Origin of the sequence: Bradyrhizobium sp. 76, from assembly GCF_023073025.1 — a bacterium.
GTDB lineage: Bacteria > Pseudomonadota > Alphaproteobacteria > Rhizobiales > Xanthobacteraceae > Bradyrhizobium.
In genome coordinates, this window is sequence record NZ_JADPIS010000125.1 from 1 (window position 1) to 20,541 (window position 20,541).

Below are 20,541 nucleotides of genomic sequence, written 5' to 3' on the forward strand. Positions count from 1 at the left end.
CTCACCACTGAACGGATCGGCCAAGAACCGCTCCGCCGTCAGTTCGGGCCGGTTCAGATAGCCACGCGCGACCCCCGCCCCGCCAATGTAGAGCTCTCCGATCGCCCCAAACGGAACAAGTTCGCCATGACCGTCCAGCAGATAAATCCGCGTGTTCGCAATCGGTCGGCCGATCGGGACAACTGACCTATTAAATCCAGCGGAATAATGCCAAGCAGCCGCGTCAATCGTCGCCTCAGTTGGTCCATAGAGATTGACAAGCGGCTGAGATGTCAATTGCAACCATCTGCTCGCTAATTCTTTTCTAAGAAGCTCTCCACCACAGAATGTGAAACGCAAAGAACCGATATACTTTTGCTCAACGTCGGTAAGCGCAAGCAATGCTGCAAGAAGCGACGGGACCAATTGCAGAACAGTGACACCATACTTATCCAGTAGCTCTAAAAGTTTTCGAACATCTAATTGCAGGTCGCGAGGAAGAAGAATTGAACGCGCCCCAATCGACAAGGCTGTCCATAGCTCCCATACGGCGGCATCAAACGCGGGGGAGGTTCGCTGCAAGAAAACGTCGTGGGTAGTGAAATGGAATTTATCCGCCTGCCAAATCGTGTGGTTGACCAAGCTTCGATGCTCGACCATGACGCCCTTTGGAGTGCCGGTAGATCCCGAGGTGTAGATCACATAGGCGAGATGGCGCGAAGTCAGGCCAAGCGCACGCGGGTCGGGATCCGAGGCCGGCAGCTTCGCCCAGGCCGATGTCGCCGTCTCGAGATCGACCACCGTCAGATCGGCCAGCGCATCGGCGCCCAGCGCGGATCGTCCCGCAGCATCGGCCAGCAACAGTTGCGGCTGCGCATCCTCAAGAACCTGCTTGAGCCGTGCGCACGGATAGGCCGGATCCAACGGCAGATAGGCGCCACCCGCCTTGAGGATTGCAAGCAGCCCCACCACCATCGCCACGCCGCGCTCAAGGCAGATCGCCACAGGCTGGTCCGGCTTCACCCCGAGCCCGATCAGATGATGCGCCAGCCGGTTCGCCCGCGCATTGAGCTCGCCATAGCTCAAGCGCTCGTCCTCATGGACCACCGCCACCGCGTCCGGCGCCTTGGCGACCTGTGCCTCGAACAGCTCGTGGATGCACCGATCCGACGGATAGGCCGTCGCCGTCCGGTTCAGCTCCTCTAGCAAGTACACCCGTTCGTCGAACGGCAACAGTCCAATCCGTTGCACCGGCCGATGCGCATCGGCAGCCACCTCAAACAAAAGGCTTTGCAGATGCTGCGTGATGCGGTCGATCTGGTCGGCCACCAAGCGACTTGCATCAAAGTGCAATCGAAAGCGCCCGTCTAGAGCACAAACCTCAAACGTCAATAATTCACCGGATAGGATTGCCTCTGAACTCAGGCTAACACCGGTAGCAGAACAGCTATTTGCCACAACCGTGATGCCAATCGGCCATGGTCTGCGCGATCGTAGCAGCTCAATACCCCCCAACGACGGACAACGTGCGATAAGATCCCGCGCAAAGCTATCGTACTCCCTCAGCTGAGCGCACTCGGCCGCCACCACTTTGCGCACCGCAGCAAAACCATGACCGAGGTCAATGGTAATTTCCATTGGCACGACAGAAGCGACAAGCGCGTCTATGATCTTCAACCCGGCTCGCGAACTTTTCGGTGCGGGAGTCCATCCCAACTGAAGCTCTGATTGGCCGGTGACGCGGGCGAGATAGATGAGCCACGCGCTTATCAGGTATTCCGCACGATCGGTCGGCGACAGCTCGGCCAAACCACTTGGAACGAACCACGAGCTCGACTGCCATTTGTAGCGAGCTCCAGCTTCTCGAGACGACAAAAAAGGAAACTGCAATGCCTTGAACCGCTCAAACCGCTGTCGCCAAAAACGCTCTTGAGGCGCCAACATTTCGTGGGCGACAGTTATGCTCCGCGCCTGATCATCGCCTAAAACTGGCAGACAATCCCCCACATCCAGATCGAAATCCCTCGCAAGCACACGCGCGTCCAACGCGTTACCATCCGCGCTGCCAAACGAGACATCAACATCCTCCGTATCTGTTGCCACACGCCAGTGGCTGGGGTGGATTTCGACTAACGTACCTGCCGGACAACCCGTGCGTCGAGCCGACACCTCCAAGCTCCTAACTACGACAACGTCGTCGCCTACCAGAGCCTTGGACAGACATAGCGGATTTGAATGATACGGCCCAAAGTCTAAGGCTCGCATCATCGCTGACAAATTTTCCGCAGCACGATTCCACCGCATGCAGCCTGCCGCATCTGGTGGTCGAGACCTCGGAAAATCGCTTCTCGCCACTACCGCCTGAGGACGAACACTGAGCTCTCCGTTCGCCAAGCCAGTTAAGAGCTCGCGGAAGCCCACGATGGCGGCTTGATCACATTTACGGTTGAGAGTTAGCGCAGTATCGTTGGGCGCGATCGATACCTGACGTTCAATCACCAGGTCATCGGTATTCACACCATGATCGATCCGATGCCAGCTAATTGCGTATTCGACCTCTTGCGCCAGCAGCGCCCAGGACGTGGCATGAGTTCCTGCATATCGTGGCAGCGGGCCGTCGTGGTAGTTGAAGGCGCCTTTGTGGACACGACGAAACACATCCGCTGGCAATTTGAATGGATTGCCGACAAGAAAAATCAACTCGACCGATTGGGCATTCAGTAAGGCGGAGAGCTCTTCAACACTCGCTGCGCGCAAGATATTGGCGCGTGCAGCCCAATCGCCGAATATGACATCGGCACACAGCACCCCTCGGATGACATGGCCCATCTCCATTGCTAGCTGAGCGCACCTGATAGCTAGCGTCCCACTGCCAACAAAGACGCTAGACGAGGTTGATGGGGCTGCAGATTGCTGTCTATCACAATCGCCTATTTCGCAACTCGATGAGACTGGCACAGATCCCTCCTAACGTGCGCCGTGCCCATAACAAGCAATCCGCGAGCCGCGAACGAGGCACACTTGTCTTCAACGGTCACGCGGTCGATCACTTCAGAACAATCCCCCGGGACTCAGGATCTCGCGCCAATTGACTATTTACGTACTGTGGCGCGTAACCCGATCGAGCGTCTGGTGCTGCGTCTGAATACCGCCATAGGTGCGCGGCTGGCGTCCACCAAAGGAAAGCGATCGACTATCTTCACCCCCGGGCCCCTCCGTCGCGCAGCCTCAGCAATTTCTGCTCCAGGCGCCGCGCTACATAGTGACCCAAACCTGTCACACTGGTTCGGATTTGCTCGGGAGTAACCGCGCTAAAAGCTAATCGTATCCTGCAGTCTTGAGAGTTATCCAACGCGAAGAAGCTCAACGGCGTAACGATGACATGGTCACGCCTTGCACACTCGTCTGCGCAGTCCGCGCCAAATCTGAAAGGAAGATCAAGAGTTAGAAAGAAGCCACCGGAGGGACGGCTCCATCGAATTTGATCAGAGAAAGGCGAAAATACAGTGTCCAGCTCACACAACATAATGTCGCGATTTTCACGGTACCAATCCAGAGCCGGTCGTATCCAATCGCCTAAACGTCCTCCGTTTTGAATCAAGAGCCCCGCGACGATCGCTTGGGCAATTTGGCTCGTATTGACGGTAACGAAGCTCTTGCGCTGGACCAGATCTTCCCAAAGCGACCGACGAGCAGCAACGTCTCCAAACATCGTGTCGGGCAGGCTTGCAGCTCCGACGCGAAGAGCTGGGCTTATTGTCTTCGAGAATGTGGAAAGGTAAATAACACTTCCGACCTCATCCAAAGCGGCCATCGGGGGTACCGGATCGCCGTCATACCGAAACAGCCCATATGCGTTGTCCTCTAAAACGACGAGCCGGTGTCTGGCGCACACTTGGAGGATGTTGCGTCGCTCGTCTGCATCGAGAACACGTCCGGTCGGATTGTCAAAATCGGGGATAAGATATATTGCCCGGGCCTGTTGACTTTTCTGGCGCAATTGCAGCACGGCGAGCTCGATCGCGTCAGCAAGGCAAGGTTCTGAATTGGACAACGCCGCGACAGCGACTCCTGTAGCCTTGGCTGCACCGATCGCACCGATATAGGTGGGATTGCAGACCAGCAGCACATCCGACGGCTCCGGACAGAGCGCCGGCAGGCAGAGGGCGACTGCTTCCTGGCATCCTGAGGTGATCAGTACGCGGTCCGCGCTCGCCGGAACCCCCTCATCGCATTGCACCTGTTGCGCAACGAGCTCGTTGATGATGCCGGCCGTTCGTCCATACTGCAGCAAGTGAGCCCATCCGTGGGCGCCCCCGTGACCACCAACTGAATCGTTTTGATACACGTTCACCGCGTTCAACAAAACCTGGGGATTGAGCCTATCGAAGAACCGGTCACTCGGTCTGCCTGACGCTAGCGAGACAGCTGACGGAAACAGACTGGAGACTTCGTTCAGGAAGTTCATTACTGATTTTTGCGACCTGACATTCATCCTGGACTCTTGGAAAAGCGTGGAAGGATAAAATCACACCGGTGTCCGACATGACTCATCGAGGTGTACACGTCCTATTGCTCAATATTTTCCAGACTGCTCAAGTTGGTCGAAAAGCTGCTGGACATTCGATTCGAGAAAGCCAGTCTCTCCGCCTCGATGAATGATTTCGAAGCTAAGCCCCGTTTCAATGGACCGACTTGAGAAGGCCTGCGTCAATCCAGGACCTCGAATCACACTCGTATCGAATCCCAAGCCACGAGATTTTAGAGCCTCTACAGCAGCATCGACGTCATCGACCTCAAGAGCGATATGAGCAACTCCAACGCCGTGATGGCGCACGAGCTCTGAGACCTGAGACGTCGGTTCAGTGCCCTGGCACAGAACAAACCTGATTCCTCGGGTCTCAAGCTCGGCAGATAGCATGCCGGTCGCTCGACCCTTGATGTGAAACCGGCATTTCAATTCAAAGCCCAGCACGTCCCGAAAGAACTCAATAGAGGCTTCAAGGTCGAGCACAGCAATCGCAATATGATCGATCCCGCGAAATTGTGACAGCGAACTCGCGCTTGTTCGGTTGCCATCTATAACGGCACCCTGTTTGGCCTTACCACCGGTGGTCTTGGGCATAACATCCTCGCTCTCACTCGCAGAATTTGAACAGCGAAGCGACCCATCGCGAACGACGCTGCTACCAACAGATCAGTTCCGTTCTAAGATCAAGATCCCTCACCATCCTTTGCTCGAGTTCCGACAACTCAGCCTTATACCTGGCCACATCCAATTGAGCGCGAAGGAGCTTCGCTTTGAGCTCTTCTCGTAGCCTTAGGGCTTCTCGGAATTCCGGCGACTCCAGCATAAGTAAAGAGCACATGTACTAACCAGTGAAATGAAGGCAGCCGACCAGCGCGGTCTTTCGAGACCGCGCGGGGCAGAAGGTCGACTGTCGGACCGCCTCATCCGGCTCATCGCAAAACCTACATTATATCCGGACTTGGCGGGCGTCGCTGCCGCCCTCCAAAATCCGCAGCAACCAACGGCTCTGCCCCGCGTCCCTAGCAATCAGTGTGCCGCAAAAGGGGTGGTGCGAGTGTTGCTTAAAGAATGGCAAAAACCTCGTGCTTCGCACTGAGGCGGCGGGCTACGCGCCAGCCTTACTGTCGGACGTCCTACATGCACGTCTTCAACCGGACACGGCTCATCACAACGACACGGACCGTCAGTGAAGAGATCACCTCTGGTGCCGTTGGAACGTGTTCCCGCAACCATGATTGAAATGGACCCCGATTTTAGGACCAGAGGCTTAGTTGGAAAAGGGCCGCTCCGTTTGATAGACGGAGGGCATGATGACGAAAAGACACGACGGAAGATCGACGCGGCGTTGAAGGCAAAGATCGCGCTGGAAGCCGTGCGGGAGCAGGCGACGGTGGCCGATCTGGCCAGCGCCATGAGGTTCACGCGAACCAGATCTATGCCTGGAAGAAGCAACTGCTGGACCAGGCGGCCCGAGCTTTTGACGCGGGTGTCCGGCGGGAGAGCGAGGACGTGCGCGAACGCGAGGCCACAAGATCTATCCCAATCTGCTGCGCAACATGACGATGGTGTTGAAAATCTCCGGCGTGCCGTACGTCGCCAGCGGCTCTTCCAGAGCCGCCACGCAGAACGAGACGTCCATCGTGTTCGACAACCGCCACGCCAGAACCGCACGGCTCGCCCAGTCGATGACGGCGACGAGATAGAGAAAGCCACGGCCGATGGGCAAATACGTGATGTCGGCCGCCCACACCTGGTTTGGCCGGTCCCGGCGCCGGCTTCGTCGTGTTCGGCTTCGGTCCCAGCGCCGCGATGCCCATCTTGCGCATCAGGCGCTGCACGCGTTTGCGATTGACCTGAAGCCCCTCAGCCTTCAGCATAGTGGTCATTCGCCGCGAGCCCAGGAACGGCCAGGCGGTGAACAGCTCGTCGATCCGCTGCATCAGGGCAAGGCCGTTGTCGTTGGCCGGCCGTGGCGGCCGGTAGACCCCAGAGCGCGCGATGCCAAGCAACATGCATTGCCGGCGGATCGACAGCGCCTGGGTCGGCGCGATCGAGCATTCCTCGACGGTCCGGCGTGCTCATCTTCCGGACCTCCGTGCTAAAAAATCGCGCTCGACTGTCAGTTGTCCGATCTTGGCGTGCAGCTTCTCGATCTCCGACCAGGGCAGTCAGTTCACCAGTGCGCCTTCACCCGGCGCGTTGGCGGGCGCAGGGATCAAGATCTCCATGGATGGCCGCGGTCGTTGGATGGACAACGTCTTCATCGAGCGGCTGTGGCGGTCGCTCAAGCAATGAGGACATCGTGTGCTGTGGAAGTCAGGCTTCGGCATGAAGCCTTGCGAAGCTTTGTCAGAGATGGAGGAGGGCCCTCCGAGGTCGGCCTGCAGGGGAAGACTTCAAACCAGTCCGAGCTGCGAGGGTAAAGAGCCCTGGTGGTGAGCGTTGGAAGAAAAGGCGGAGGAAACTCCGTCAGGTGAGGTCCGAGGAGACGAACGTAAGTAAACCGCTGATGACGTGTCGTAACATGTTCTATCGACGTCGAAACCGGGATCAGGATGTCTATCCCGCGAGCAAGGGTTGGGGGGAGCCTGCTGACTGCCCAACCGGCGTCCGGCATGAAGGCGGCGTGACCTCGGATCAGGCTTTGACAAGGAACACAGGAACCTGTCGCTCCGATGTGAAGGGAGGACTCCAAGCGGCCCGTCGCCGCAAGGAGCAGAGTACCGATGCGGAGCACAGGGGCGGCATCGAACCCTCGCCTATCCAGCTGAAACTACATCAATTTTTGATCGAAGGCGTTCCAGTGTACCTGCCAGTGGACCCAGCGCTCTTGGCGTCGCTGCCGCGGTGCGACACTGTGCCGCCGTACCCAAGTCGCGTGCGTATCACGCTCTGCGAAAGAGATCATCAGCACCGTGCTGTGCGCTATCCCACGCGAAGAGGGTCGCCCGCTTCTGGCCTTCGCCGGCCTCTGGACAAATTGGACGGGCGTCCGAAAGGCAAGGGCAGGCAAAGTTACCATCGATGTGTTCGGCTTCTTGACGTGCGATCCGAACGCCGAGGTCAAGCGCGTTCATCCCGAGGCAATGCCCGTCATTCTGATGACGGAAGAGGAACGCGACATCTGGATGCGGGAACCGTGGGACGAGGCGTAGCGTCCCATAAGATCGTCGCGACCGGCGAGAAGGAAGATCCCGGTCCGGAGACTTGAAGCGGAACGATCTACGACGTCGCTTCCTGGATCTGGACCGACGGCTGGCGAGAAGCGGAGTTTCCAAAGATTAGCCGCAAATAGGACACGGCATAGATCAAAGCTCCAATGCCGAAAAGCAACCACAATATGGGCTGCCAAACCGGCACGTAGGTGAGATTTCCGTCGTAACGATAGGCCGTCTTGGAAACGTCGGGGAGGCCATTCGCCGGCCAGAAATGTGCCAATACACCGACCTCCTCCTTGCAGTTTTGAGGACAGCTAAAGTTGCCGTCGATCGCAAAGTACAAACTTCTGCGCAAAAATGTTCCCTCGAGGATAGCCAAACCGAGAAGGGGCAGCGCGACGAACAGGATCAACGACCAGATCGCGACAGTGCGGGCCTTATCCGATATCAGTCGAAGATCGGATTTGGTGGCCACCTATCGAACCAGGCCCCGTCCGTATGTCGCCTCGCAAAAGCCTTCGCCCACCACAGCGACCAGACACAAAGCGTGGCGACAACGGGACCACCGAGAAGGGCAACAGCATGAGCGTTGAGCGAAGACCAGTCTAGTCCGAGGATTTCGAGAATCTTGCCCGCTCCGGACTTCGCGCCGCGCGTCAGAAGAAATAGCGCAACGGTGCCTGAAAGCGTAAGCCGACGCCTTGCCCCACTGTTCGCGGAGCATGTCGTCTGGGCTTTTTTTATCGGCCATGTATTCGCGCCCTTCTTGCTACAAACCCAGACGTCTGCCGAGCTTCCTTATTTCATTGTTCGGGCCTGGCCCGTGCTCGAGATCGTGTTTTGCGTTATCAAGGTTTCTTACAATGTCATTGTTCGGCCCGAGCCCATGCTCGAGATCGTGGAGCGCATTCGTAAAGGCCTTCACGATCTCGTTGTTCTTCCCGAACTCCGCGCCTCCGAACAGAACTTTCAATATCCGAGTCGACCGATGGGCACGCCGCAGCGGCGCGTGATGCCGCCTTGACGCTGTCGGTCAGCGCGTGACGCTGAGCGATGATTTCCGGCGGCAGCTCTGCGGCGTCGGCTGAATTCATCTCGAGCTTGGCACTCACGATGTAACCGTTTTGCGTCGCCTTTAGGAGCGCGCCTTCGACAATCGTTGTCGTCTGACGGTGAAAACAACGTGTTCGCGACCTATTTCAAGAAGTACAGGCCCAGCCTCGGAGATCATCTGTCGGCGTTGCTGCTGCAGGTCTATCTTCACTACGACCCCGCCATCGTCAAATTGCTACGCCACCGCCTACCTCTACCACGACAACGCATGGACTTTCTGTTGCTGCTCCCGGACCGCCAGCGGATCGTCATCGAGGTCGACAGCAAGCATCATTTCTCAGAGGACGGCAAACCCTCGCTGAAGGTCTACGCCGACATGGTGTCGGCCGACCGGGAATTGCGGCTTGCCGGATATGAGGTATACCGCCTCGGTGCGAACGAAGTTGTCGGCGACGGCTCCGAGGCGAGAATTGCGGATTTCTTCGACAAGCTCTTCCGACTCCATCGAGTCGGCAGTGAGAACTGATAGTGCGAGGTTGAATTGAAGCGCCACACGCTCGCACGGGCGCTTCGTTCGTAATTCTGCGGGATCTGCGATCATGAGCGAAGGGCGGGAATTTCAGGAGATCGCTCATTGCGGTGGGCAGGTGATCTTCACCGTCGACAGAGGCGACGAGGCGGCGCGTCAGTGACGAGAAACCCCTCCCTTAGATGCACCAGAAACGCATCCTGGCAGGTCTCATCATCCGGGCCCGCTGCGTTGCAGTTAATGATGCTCAGCGAGCTCGCCTACCTGGCCCAGCAATCAAACCGCACAATGCATGCGACAGCCACGCAGCCAACCCGATCAGCGTCCAAGAGCCCCAACCCTGCACTCGTTCTATAGCGACATGCCAAGCTTTGCGCGCCGGTCAACTACCAACGCTGGTGATTGATCGAGATGAACGATACATGGCAATTCTTGGTTAATGAACGTTAGGCTGGTTAATGAACGTTAGGCTGAGCGTCGCGTGCCAAAAGTTGGCGCTAACGGACCTGATCGATTCCACTCGCTCATCGCCGGTAGGAATTCTGCGCACTAAGGCCGCTCCAGCCATGATGACTGTGCAAGGGATTAGGCCACTCGCGGCGGGAAAGAAATATGGCAGCAAACGGGGCAGGCTCCGAGAGATCGGTGATCCTAATCGACAACTTCGACTCATTTACATTCAACATTGCCCAGATGATCGGTGAGGTGAATGGTAGAGACCCCATCGTCCTCGATAACACCGTGCCATGGAGAGAAATCCGCAAGATCCCCCATGATCGCATTATCCTCTCGCCGGGGCCGGGAAATCCTCATACTCCAAAAGATGTCGGCGCTACGATGGATGTTTTGGCCGGCAGCGCCGTTCCGGTCTTGGGAGTATGCCTGGGGCATCAATCCATCGCCCATTTTCATGGCGCATCCGTCTCCCGCGCGCCGGAGCCCCTCCACGGCCGGATCCGCACCATCACAACCTCCGGGACGGACCTGTTCCTGGGGCTGCCCCGCTCCTTCGATGTGACAAGATACCATTCGCTGGCAGTGACCGGTGAGCTTCCGGAATGTCTTAAATGCACTGCCATGAGCGAGGATGGCGTCATTATGGGACTCCGGCATCGGCACCTGCCGCACTACGGCATACAGTTTCACCCGGAATCCATCTGCTCACAATACGGACGAGAGATGTTTGCTAACTTCCTCTCCGATGTATGCGCCCCATCGGTAGCGCGGTCCCCACTTGTGCGCCTGGAGGTGGCCTGATCATGCTGGGCATGCCCCGCCTTAGCGACTTTCCCTTCGAAACGACCAAGTATGACGCGAGAAGTTCGACGATCTCATGCAGAGCCAGCGCTGAGGATGTATTCGTGCACCTCTTCCGGGGTACACAGCCTGCTTTCTGGCTGGACAGCAGTATGCTGGTGCCCGGGCTGTCGCGTTGGTCGTTCATAGGAGGGCTTGGCGGACCGGGCAGCTATCTTGCATCCTACGATGCGTCTCGACAGGAAATCGAGATTACTCGCGACGGCCAGGCGCCCCAGCTGACCATCTCCGGATCGATTTTCAAGTTCCTCGCCGATAACCATGCCACCTGCAAGCTGCAGGATGAGGGCGACGTGCCAGATATTCCCTTTAAAGGGGGCCACGTGGGCTATTTCGGTTACGAACTGAAATCTCTCACCTGCGGCGTCAGCTCCCCACCCTCTAAATGTCCAGATGCAACCTTCATCTTCTGCACAAGATTCCTCGCCTTCGATCATGAGAATGGCAGCATCCATATCGTCGCACTCTACCCCAAAGCCGAGGCCGCATTGGCTGACGAGGTCGCCCCTTGGATCAGCAAGAACGAACGTGACATTCGGCGCATCGAAGCAGCCCCCAGCACTACCCCATCGTCACCAAACGCAAAAAGCGCTCCGCTTCAGTTTAAGCTTCGTCAGGGGCGAGCCCGGTACCTAGAACAAATCGAAAGATGCCTTTCCGAGATCCGCGCCGGCGAGACTTACGAGGTCTGCCTGACAAACGAGATTACTGTTGCGGCAGAGATCGACCCGCTTGATCTGTATCGGGTCCTAAGGCGGAGAAACCCGGCCCCTTACTCGGCTTTCCTCAGACTTGGAGATCTCTGTGTTGCCTGCTCGTCCCCGGAGCGATTCCTCAAGATCGATCGCAACCTCATTGTCGAGACCAAGCCCATTAAGGGCACTGCGGCTCGACATGAGGTCCCAGCCGAAGATGAGCGGATCGCAGAAGAATTGCGTCTGGACGAAAAGAGCCGGGCCGAAAATCTCATGATCGTGGACCTGATGCGGAATGATCTCGGCCGCATCTGCCGCACCGGAAGCGTTCATGTGCCAAGCCTCATGCACATCGAAAGCTACAAGACCGTACACCAGCTGGTCAGCACCATTCGTGGCGAACTGGTGTCGCCTGACGATATCATCCCCTGCATTTCTGCGTGTTTTCCAGGCGGGTCGATGACGGGCGCACCTAAGATTCGAACCCTAAAACTCCTCGATGAACTGGAACAAGCGCCGAGAGGTATCTATTCGGGGGCGATCGGTTATCTGTCTCTGTGCGGCCAGCTTGATCTGAATATCGTCATCCGAACGATCGTCTGCCGGGGACGCCAACTGAGTATCGGTTGCGGCGGGGCCATCGTCGCGTTGTCTGACCCCAAGGCGGAGTTCGAAGAGATTCTCCTCAAGGCGCGCCAACCGATCCGTGCGATTGCCGAGGCCATGACAGGCAACCCAGATCATGACGTGGCGATCGATGGCGCAGACGATGATGCAGGCGCGGAAACAGTACCCGATTCTGCACATCGTGTCCGTCTGGCGACATTCCAGGACAGGGACACGATTGCACAATGCGTGGGAAGGCTTCTCACGGAGCTCGGAGGACCGGGGCCGCAATTCGACCGGCAGACGGCGGTCAGCGCTGCTGGGCAAATCGCGATGGATTCGCGGCTCGGCTTCGGCCTGATAATGGAGGATGTGCCGGCAGCCGAAGTGATCGGCATTGCTGTCGTCTCCCAGGTCACCGCAGTAAGGGCTTCAGGCCACTATGGCATCCTGCAGGAGCTCTGGGTCGATCCCCGCTATCGCTCGGCTCAAAATGGGAGACGGCTTCTGGCCGCCCTGGATGGCGAGGCGCGGGTGCGGGGCTGGCCCATGGTCGAAGTGTCTCTTCCCTCGACCGACCGTTCCGGCGCCGAGAGGCTCGTCGCATTCTATGAAAGCATGGGCTTCGTATCGGCGGGAGAACGGCGACGAAGGAGGCTTCTGTGAACTGGCTAACCGTACACACGACGCCGGTCTCACCTAGCCCTGGGGGCCTTATCGCCGATGCGACGGGGACGAGTAAGCCTTCAAGGGAAGTGGGGGATCGAATCAACGAGATCCGAAGCGGATTGGAAAGCTCGCCTGGTGTCCAATTTATCTCGACCCCTGAGACCGTCACGGACGAGGTCGTATCGATCCTGGGCAGCCTTCATGATCCGGGCTACCTTGAGGCACTCCGCTTCGGGCCACATCCACAAGAGCCAGAGATCACCGAGCTTGCTAGAAGATATACCGCGCCCGGTGTGCCGCAAAACACATCCGTCGACGCGGGGATATATCAGCGCGCCCTTTTGTCCGCCGCTACCGGCTTCGCAGCCGCGACCACAATCGCCTCGAAGCGAACTCTAGTAAGTTACGCACTATGTCGGCCGCCAGGGCACCATGCTGGGCGCAGCTTCATGGGTGGGTATTGTTTGCTGAACAACGTCGGAGTCGCGGCGCTGAGCCTGCGCGCATCGGGCTTCCGCAAGCTGGCGATCCTCGACCTCGATTTCCACCCTGGCAATGGAACAAGCGATGTGCTGAGCACACACCCGGATATCGGTTTCGCCAGCCTGCACGCCCGGACTGACGTCAATTTCCCCTGGATCCCGCAACTTCAACCAGCACTCGGCAGCCACAGGTATCTTGAATTTCCGACCGATCCGAGCCCGGCAGCATACACATCGGCGCTTCGCGGGCTCTTGGAATCCGACTGGGCCGCCACGCTGGACGTTCTGGTTGTCAGCTTGGGGTTCGATATCGTCGTCGGAGATCCGCATGGTGGTTGGACACTTCCGCCAGAAATCTACCGAGAGATCGGCCTGGCATTGGCCTCGATCGGCAAGCCGATCTGCTTCGTACAGGAGGGCGGCTACCGGCTGGACACGTTGTCGGCCTGCGCCAAGCATCTAGCCGCCGGCCTGCGACTTGGAATGCAGGAAATGGGCAGGAGCCATGCATGACTGATACCTTCACCCCCGACGCGGGCCTTCTTCCATTTCGGGAGATCATCAACAAGCTGGACAAACAACTGGTGGACATCCTCAGCCGGAGGCTTTCCGTCTGCGCTGAGGTTGCACGCTACAAGAAGGAACGCGGGATCGCGATGATGCAACCCGATCGCGTTACAGAGGTAAAGGCGCGTTGCGCCGAGATTGGGGCGGAACGCGGCCTGCGCAGGGAATTCACTGAAGATCTTTATTCGCTGATCATAGGAGAAGCCTGCGAGCTCGAAGCCATGATCATAGACGAGCAGATGGACGTCTCCTGATGGTCCGCATCTACACGCTCGGCCCAGCGAGAAGCTGTCACCATCATGCGACCTTGAAATATCTCGAGTTCCAAGGGATCGAGCCGCAAGACATCATACTCGTCGACGATCTCGTGGCTGCCGCGGCCGAGGCCGCAGATCGCGGCGACAGCTATGTCCTCCAATGCAGCGCGCACCTGAATGTCCATCTCGTGACCGAGAAATTCCGCGACCGTCTGCAGGTCGTCGACACCTTCATATTGCCCACCCAGAGCATCGCGGTCGTCAAACGCAAGGACGTAAAGGAGCCTCGGTCGCTGGGTCTCCCCGAGCCAACGATGGGGTATATCGACAAGAATGCTTGGAATGAGCTGATTTTCGAAACGACAAAGCCGGTTGTAGAGAAAAAACTCCTCGAAGGCGTGTATGATGCGGGCGTTGCTTACAGCAGATCGGCGCTCGAACATCCCGAAAAGCTCGAGATCATGCAGGAGATTGGCGAGGTGGTGACGACCTGGCTATTGTACGGTCCCCGCCCTCGCTACTCCGACACGATCATCGCCAGCCCCTATCCTGAGTTGCATGACGTGCTGCCTTGAACACACGAACCTGAACGAGCACCGTCATGACCTCCTCCCCTCCTGACGCGCGAACGAAACTCGTCATTGCCGCTCTGACCATCGCCGCCTTCGCTATCGGCCTGGACACATTTGTCATCATTGGGGCGCTCGATGTGATCTCTCGTGACCTCGGGATTTCAACCGGCGCGGCGGGCTGGATCATTTCGATCTACGCACTCTGCTACGCTGTCTTCGCGCCGCTGAATGCCTGGATGTTCAAGGCCATGAGCCGTCGCAATGTCCAAATCCTGTCCGTTTCGATCTTCATCATCGGTAACCTGATCTGCGCGGTCGCGCCGAACTTCCTAATTCTTGCTGCTGGTCGCGTCATTTCGGCCTACGGCGCGGCGATGTTCACCCCGGCGGCTACCGCACTAACCGCCGAGCTCCTGCCGCCTACCCGCAAAGGTTTCGCGTTGTCCCTCATCTTCGGCGGCATGACCGTTTCACAGGTTGCTGGCGTCCCGGCCACCAGCTGGATCGCAGGTGCTATCGGCTGGCGCTTCGCATTCGGTTTCGTCGTCATTGCCGGGCTTCTCGCATTGATGATCTTCGCCCCGATGATGTCTGGAATCCCTGCCAAGATGCCGGAGCGCGGAAACGGACCGACCTCCAAAGAATTCTCCAAAATCATCTACGGTATCCTTTCCGTGACACTATTCGTCGTTGTTTCCGAGTTCATCGTTTATTCCTATGTGAGCGTCTTCATCACCGGTTTTCTGCTTGCCGGGGTTCCGCTGCTCTCGGCCGCGCTCTTTGCCTACGGTTTCGGAGCCGTGACGGGAAACGCAGCGTGTGGCGTTCTGACTGACCGTTTCGGCCCCTATAAAGTCCTCATCGCAGCCATAGGCGCACAGCTAATCCTGCTCGTAGGTTTGGTTGCATTTGGACACCATGGTGCCCTCACCGTGCTCTTCGCCTTCCTTTGGGGCAACGTCAGCTACATGTATCTGGTGCCGATCCAGCACCGGCTCCTCGGCCTAGCCGGGGATAGGTCGAAGCTGGTCCTGGCAATGAACAGCTCGACTACCTTCGCAGGGATCGCCATCGGCGCTTTTCTCGGCGGCATCCTCGTCGAGATCAGCGGAGTCACATCGCTGGCCGTGGCGTCCATCCTGATTGGTCTCATCGGCGTCGGGCTGGCTGTTGCCTTCATGCGTGATGCAGCGCCTGCGGAAGCTGCGAATGCGGCATGAACGGGACGAAATCGAGCACGATCGACCACCAGGATGCTTGTCGGGTCTGCTTGGTCAAGCGCGGAGCAAGCCGCATACGCCCTTCGTCAGTCTAGACTATGGACATCACCATGCAGCACGTGGTCGATAGCGCTTGTCAGCCATCCATCTGGCTCGTGCCAGATGACTCTCGTGCGCCCGCTTCGCTCGCCCTGATTCGCTCTTGCTCACGCGGCATTGCGCTCAGCTTTACCTCACCTGCTAAGTGCAGTTGACCTCTCCCGCCAAATGAGGCCAGTCTGAACTGGAATTTCCAATTATGATCCCGTGTCGGGACGAGGAGAGCTCCATGAAGCATCGAAGTTCAGCGAGGCCCAAATCGCATTTGTTTTGAAGCAGGCGGAAGACGGTGCGCCGGTGGCCGAAGTCTGCCGCAAGGCCGGGATCAGCGACGCCACCTTCTATGATTGGCGCAAGAAATATGCAGGACTCATGCCGTCCGAGATGAGGCGGCTGCGTCAGCTCGAGGAAGAGAACGCCAAGCTGAAGCGGATCGTCGCCGACCTGTCTTTGGACAAGGCCATGCTGCAGGACGTGCTCTCAAAAAAGCTCTGAGGCCTGGCCGCAAGCGCGAACTTGTCGACAAGTTGCGCAGCGACTGGAAGGTATCGATCGTGCACTGTACGTCTACAAGTCGAAACGCGGCGACCAGGCCGACCTCAAGCATAGGATCAAAAAGCATCTGCGAGATCCGCGTGCGCTACGGATATCGTCGCATCCATATCCTGTTGCGCCGGCGGCGGGGCGAGATCACGGTCGCGATGATAAGCGGCCTCGCCTCGAATCTCGTTCCCAGCAACGTGAAGGAGTTTGGCGCCGCCAATCCTAGGGTCAAGCTCAACCTGGCGCTGTTCAATACCGGAGCGGAGATCTAGCTCGCCGTTGCCAGTGGCGAAGCCGATCTCAGCCCGAAATCTGAAATACATGCGCGCTTTCGCCGAAGCCTGGCCCGACGGCGAATTCGTGCAACAGGTTGTTGCACTATTGCCCTGGGGCCATAACGTCCGCCTCCTCGACGCCCTCAAGGCACCCGAGGAACGCAGCTGGTACGCCCGCCAAGCGATCGAGCACGGCTGGAGCCGGAACGTTCTCGTCCATCAGATCGACAGCAATCTATTCGCCCGTCAAGGCAGTGCGCTGACCAACTTCTCACGGATCCTCCCGTCCGAGCAATCCGAGCTTGCCCAGCAGATACTCAAAGACCCCTATACGTTCGACTTCCTCTCGCTTGGCCCAGAACTGTTGGAGCGCGATCTCGAACGCGGTCTCATCGAGCACCTACGCTCGCTCATCCTGGAACTCGGCAAGGGGTTCGCCTTCGTTGGCAGCCAATACCACCTCGAAGTCGGCAGACAGGACTATTATCTCGACCTACTCTTCTATCATCTCCGACTGCGCTGCTTCGTGGTGATCGAGTTGAAGATCGAGGACTTCAAACCCGAATTCGCGGGCAAGATGAACTTCCACCTGTCAGCCGTGGACGAGAAATTGCGCCATCCGGATGACAAGCCGACGATCGGCATCATTTTGTGCAAGGGGCGCAACGAGGTGATCGTGGAATACGCCCTGCGAGATTCCAGCAAGCCGATGGGCGTCGCTCAGTATCAACTCTCCCATGCGCTCCCACCCCAGTTCGAGGAGGATCTCCCAACTGCGGCGGAATTCGCCCGGGAGTTTCCGCTGATGTCCGTGGTCAAACTTCGCATCGAAATCGAGCGCGCGGTTCGCGACCTCGCCTCGGAACGAGGCCTCGTCTTCGATCGGCCCGTTGGCATCATAAACATGCTGCGCGATCTACGACGGCAGGGACCGGTGCCCGCCAGCACCGAGCAGATGCTCGGCGCGCTGCGGGTCATGAACGAAGCCTCGCATGGCGTAGACGTCGACTCGGACGCGGCGAAGCGGGCCGTGGAGATTGGGACGGTCTTCCTCGCCGATCTCAAGGCATTGAACGCCGATGATTGAGACGCTCAACGACGAACCTATCGAGCGTCACAAGCAGGCGCTGATCGAACCGGCCGCCACGCTCTATGCCGTTCAGCAGGTGTACGGAGATCAGGCGAAGGCCAAAGCCATGGTCGCCTTTGGACGACTAATCGACGCCCACATGCTCGTGACTGGCGTGCTTGCCAGCGGTCTGCTGCGCATCAATGGGGCCATTGTGGAAGGTGATCAGACCTCCTTCGAACGCGATGCCCTGTTCGCGGCCTTCGTGATCGGCCTGGAACCATGTGAGAGAGCGATCGCAGAGGCGCGCTATCTGCAGGCGCACGCCATGCTGCGCCAAGAACTTGAAATCCTCGCTCAGCTCAAGGCTGCGCGCGCGCTGGATCAGCGCTTCAAGCTGGTCGCGAGTAATCTTGAACGTGTCGTTTCCCATCCAGCTCGTGATCTGTGCGGAACGAGCAACTAAGAGCGGTCGGTATTTGCCCTCATCTTCGATCGCTCGAAGTGCGCAGCCGTGAAATTTGTACAATTTGGCCGCCGCGGCCGCACCGCGCAGATCGTCGCCTGTAACAGTGACGCGGTAGAAGGTATCGGAATGGCCCAGAGCCTTCATCGCCCCCTCGAGCAGGCCGTCCCAGTTTGCGGTGGCGAGTTCGGTGACAGTGCCTTCGAGCGCAAGCATCCCGATTGCCAAATGCTCCGCATCGGATTCTGATTTGAGAATGTATTCCTAAAATCGACGCCAACCCATAGAAGATAGTCAAGACTTTCCGCGGGTATCTCGACTGATAGAACCTTTGAGTATTGGTTCCAGAGTCGGCCCAATAAAGCTTTGCGGCAGGCCCAAGTTGCCACGGGCTTAGCCAAATCAATTTCCTTGCGCTCATCGGCGGAAGGCGATGCCATTCCAAGGATTTTCTCTAGCGCCTTACCGTAAGGGCACGCGGGATCAGCGGTGGTATGTGTCCTTAGAAAATCAATCAGCTTCTCCAGAACCCCATCGAGCCCAACAACTCGCTCACGGGAGATCCCCGACCCAAGCAAGAAAGCATAGCCGCCTTGGGCAATGCTATCGCTCAACCCCTGGAAAGCCCCGTCCAGCGGATCTAGAGTTTCTTTGACCGTGATGGTCCCAGCCGTCGGCAATCGGTGTCTCCCCCCTTATTCACGCCGATGCCAACGGCTTCAACGCACGCAGAGATACACAGTCTGCGAATCCCTCTCAACCTTGGCAGAACGGCGTCGAAACATAAAGCCCGCTCGACAAAGCAGCGATAAATACAGCTGCTTCCACAAGTAGTATTCGAGCGCTCTCCGTGAGATGACAGGCTGTCATTGCAGGCAGCGCAGCCAAAACAAAAGTAGGCGAATGACGTGTCACTAATGCACGACGTCGATTTGACCGACGAAGAAGTTGCCTTGGCGCATCGCCAGGGCTCGGCCGCCCGCGACGAATTCAGTGAGACACTCGAGACCCTTACCGAGGAGGTCAGCTCGGTCGACGCTTTGGAAATCCTTGCGCGGGCCGGCTTCTCCTTAATTATGCGGGGTCCGGATCGGATCAAGCAGATCGGTACAAAGGCTCTCGAACTGTTCCATATCGAGCTCGTTCAGGCACTAGCCCTTGCACGTCCCCGTGGTGTGCCCAATGATGAAGACGACTATCCCGCAGTCACACAGCGCGTGATCGACCTGATCGAACGCAATGGGCAGGCCTACCGCGGTAAGGCACAGTGCAAAACAACCAACGATTTCCGCGCAAACCAACAGCGTGAAATGCTCGCCCTGATCCAGAGCTGGACGCTGGCAGTTCGGGGAACACGGCGCGGCTATCAGACCCAGGACTATGCGGAAGGCCTTGCCAGCGCGGTAAACGCATCGTTTCGCCACCATTTTGGATGCGATGCTAGCGCCGTGGTCGCGATGCTGTCATCGATCATGGAAAGATCGGAGTTTCGTCTCCAGGCGCATATCGGCCACCTTCGCTCGTGGGCTCAGAAGAAGTCTGGGACTGCTATGATCGAGGCCTACGTGAAAAGCTTGGAGCCCGAAGCCGCGGCAAGGGTCACAGCGGAAACTGTGCCGTGGCACCGTGACAAACGCCGCCTGCATGCTCACTTCTGGAATTTGAGTGAGCAAAGACTTCGAGAGGCCTTCACTTTCCCCCTAGACGAACTGGTCGCCGACGCACCGGCTGAGCAGCGTTCCGCATTGAAAGAGGTTGTGACATCCGCGCTTATGCTCCGCTTCGGAGATGTCACAGAAGGCGTTCTGCAACACCTCCACCTCAGCAACCCGGTCCGCCTGAAGCCGTTCATTGAGATCAATGCACACAAGGTATTCTGCAGCGGTCCGCAGATTGTCGGGACGCATCTTGCTGAAATCCTTGAAGCGCTCTGCGCTACAAAGCCCAACCTAAAAAAGCTTGCGGAGAAGGCAAGAGCGGATTGGCTCGAGGCGCGCCTAAGTGCCGTGATCCGAGAGTTTCTGCCGAGTGTGGAGGTACGTGACGCCGTTAAATGGAGCGAAGACGGGGGTCAAAATTGGTGGGAGTCGGATATCGTTGCGGTGATCGATAAGACGATGCTTATTTTCGAGGCAAAGTCCGCAAAGATCAGCGCGCCGGCAAGCCGCGGCGCAATCGGGAGTCTAAAGGAGGTTCTTCAAGCACTCGTCGTAGCGCCCTCCGAGCAATCACTCCGGTTGAAGAAACACGTAAATAATGCAAGCGGACCGATCGAGTTTGAAACCAAACAAGGGTCATGGTGAGCTGCACCCGGTTCCGAAGACACCAAGTTAGGTGTTTTATGGAGCCGGAGGTGCGTCATGGAGAGAAGGCAGTTTACGCGGGAGTTCAAGCTTGAGGCCGTGCGGCTGATCAAGCAGCGCGGCGTGTCGTATGCGCAGGCGTCCAAAGACC

17 protein-coding genes and 3 pseudogenes are annotated in these 20,541 nt (G+C 57.9%); 15 read left to right on the forward strand and 5 right to left on the reverse strand.

Features of this window, described 5'->3' with window-relative positions:
- The 4 genes from IVB48_RS33010 to IVB48_RS33025 all read right to left on the reverse strand — a co-directional run.
- On the reverse strand, positions 1-2,808 hold a 2,808-nt coding region (locus IVB48_RS33010), incomplete at its 3' end, for an amino acid adenylation domain-containing protein (protein WP_247406723.1).
- 370 nt (positions 2,809-3,178) lie between these two features.
- Entirely contained in the window at positions 3,179-4,474 is a 1,296-nt protein-coding gene (locus IVB48_RS33015) for a PLP-dependent aminotransferase family protein (protein ID WP_247348854.1), read from the reverse strand.
- 81 nt (positions 4,475-4,555) lie between these two features.
- Positions 4,556-5,104: a VOC family protein gene (locus IVB48_RS33020; RefSeq protein ID WP_247348853.1), complete on the reverse strand. Its 549-nt coding sequence runs from the start codon at positions 5,102-5,104 to the stop codon at positions 4,556-4,558.
- Between the two features lie 940 nt (positions 5,105-6,044).
- Complete coding sequence (locus tag IVB48_RS33025; protein WP_247406727.1) at positions 6,045-6,260, reverse strand: DDE-type integrase/transposase/recombinase; 216 nt, start codon at positions 6,258-6,260, stop codon at positions 6,045-6,047.
- Positions 6,261-6,655: 395 nt separating this feature from the next.
- Between IVB48_RS33025 and IVB48_RS33030 the strand changes: the two are divergent.
- Together IVB48_RS33030 and IVB48_RS33035 are read left to right on the forward strand one after the other, a co-directional pair.
- A pseudogene (locus IVB48_RS33030) lies at positions 6,656-6,799 on the forward strand (IS3 family transposase); the annotation flags it as partial.
- A 647-nt stretch (positions 6,800-7,446) separates the two neighbouring features.
- Positions 7,447-7,721 (forward strand): annotated as a pseudogene (locus tag IVB48_RS33035) (SOS response-associated peptidase family protein); the annotation flags it as partial.
- Positions 7,722-7,732: 11 nt separating this feature from the next.
- Here the strand turns inward: IVB48_RS33035 and IVB48_RS33040 are convergent.
- Positions 7,733-8,143, reverse strand: coding sequence for a hypothetical protein (locus IVB48_RS33040; RefSeq protein ID WP_039800528.1), 411 nt, complete (start codon positions 8,141-8,143; stop codon positions 7,733-7,735).
- Between the two features lie 153 nt (positions 8,144-8,296).
- On the opposite strand from IVB48_RS33040, the gene IVB48_RS33045 reads away from it, so the two are divergent.
- From IVB48_RS33045 to IVB48_RS33105, 13 genes and pseudogenes are all read left to right on the forward strand, one after another.
- A complete protein-coding gene (locus tag IVB48_RS33045) occupies positions 8,297-8,692 on the forward strand; it encodes a hypothetical protein (protein WP_247348851.1) in 396 nt (131 codons plus the stop codon).
- Positions 8,693-8,851: 159 nt separating this feature from the next.
- Positions 8,852-9,247, forward strand: coding sequence for a hypothetical protein (locus IVB48_RS33050; RefSeq protein WP_245288520.1), 396 nt, complete (start codon positions 8,852-8,854; stop codon positions 9,245-9,247).
- Positions 9,248-9,895: 648 nt separating this feature from the next.
- Positions 9,896-10,507, forward strand: a complete 612-nt coding sequence (locus IVB48_RS33055) for an aminodeoxychorismate/anthranilate synthase component II (RefSeq protein ID WP_247294233.1) — start codon at positions 9,896-9,898, stop codon at positions 10,505-10,507.
- A gap of 2 nt (positions 10,508-10,509) precedes the next feature.
- A complete protein-coding gene (gene pabB, locus IVB48_RS33060; protein ID WP_247406731.1) occupies positions 10,510-12,534 on the forward strand; it encodes an aminodeoxychorismate synthase component I in 2,025 nt (674 codons plus the stop codon).
- 89 nt (positions 12,535-12,623) lie between these two features.
- Positions 12,624-13,532, forward strand: coding sequence for a hypothetical protein (locus tag IVB48_RS33065; RefSeq protein ID WP_247348860.1), 909 nt, complete (start codon positions 12,624-12,626; stop codon positions 13,530-13,532).
- Complete coding sequence (locus tag IVB48_RS33070; RefSeq protein WP_247294229.1) at positions 13,529-13,840, forward strand: chorismate mutase; 312 nt, start codon at positions 13,529-13,531, stop codon at positions 13,838-13,840. Before IVB48_RS33065 ends, IVB48_RS33070 begins: the two co-directional genes overlap by 4 nt.
- Complete coding sequence (locus IVB48_RS33075; protein WP_018458978.1) at positions 13,840-14,418, forward strand: hypothetical protein; 579 nt, start codon at positions 13,840-13,842, stop codon at positions 14,416-14,418. The genes IVB48_RS33070 and IVB48_RS33075 overlap by 1 nt, the downstream gene beginning before the upstream one ends.
- 26 nt (positions 14,419-14,444) lie before the next feature.
- Entirely contained in the window at positions 14,445-15,635 is a 1,191-nt protein-coding gene (locus IVB48_RS33080) for an MFS transporter (protein WP_247348849.1), read from the forward strand.
- 306 nt (positions 15,636-15,941) lie between these two features.
- Positions 15,942-16,255 (forward strand): annotated as a pseudogene (locus tag IVB48_RS33085) (transposase); the annotation flags it as partial.
- 114 nt (positions 16,256-16,369) lie between these two features.
- A complete protein-coding gene (locus tag IVB48_RS33090) occupies positions 16,370-16,549 on the forward strand; it encodes a hypothetical protein (protein ID WP_018458975.1) in 180 nt (59 codons plus the stop codon).
- Positions 16,550-16,562: 13 nt separating this feature from the next.
- Complete coding sequence (locus IVB48_RS33095; RefSeq protein ID WP_247406734.1) at positions 16,563-17,639, forward strand: PDDEXK nuclease domain-containing protein; 1,077 nt, start codon at positions 16,563-16,565, stop codon at positions 17,637-17,639.
- Entirely contained in the window at positions 17,632-18,087 is a 456-nt protein-coding gene (locus IVB48_RS33100; protein ID WP_247406737.1) for a hypothetical protein, read from the forward strand. Before IVB48_RS33095 ends, IVB48_RS33100 begins: the two co-directional genes overlap by 8 nt.
- A gap of 917 nt (positions 18,088-19,004) precedes the next feature.
- Positions 19,005-20,390: a hypothetical protein gene (locus tag IVB48_RS33105; protein ID WP_247406740.1), complete on the forward strand. Its 1,386-nt coding sequence runs from the start codon at positions 19,005-19,007 to the stop codon at positions 20,388-20,390.
- Positions 20,391-20,541: the final 151 nt, after the last annotated feature.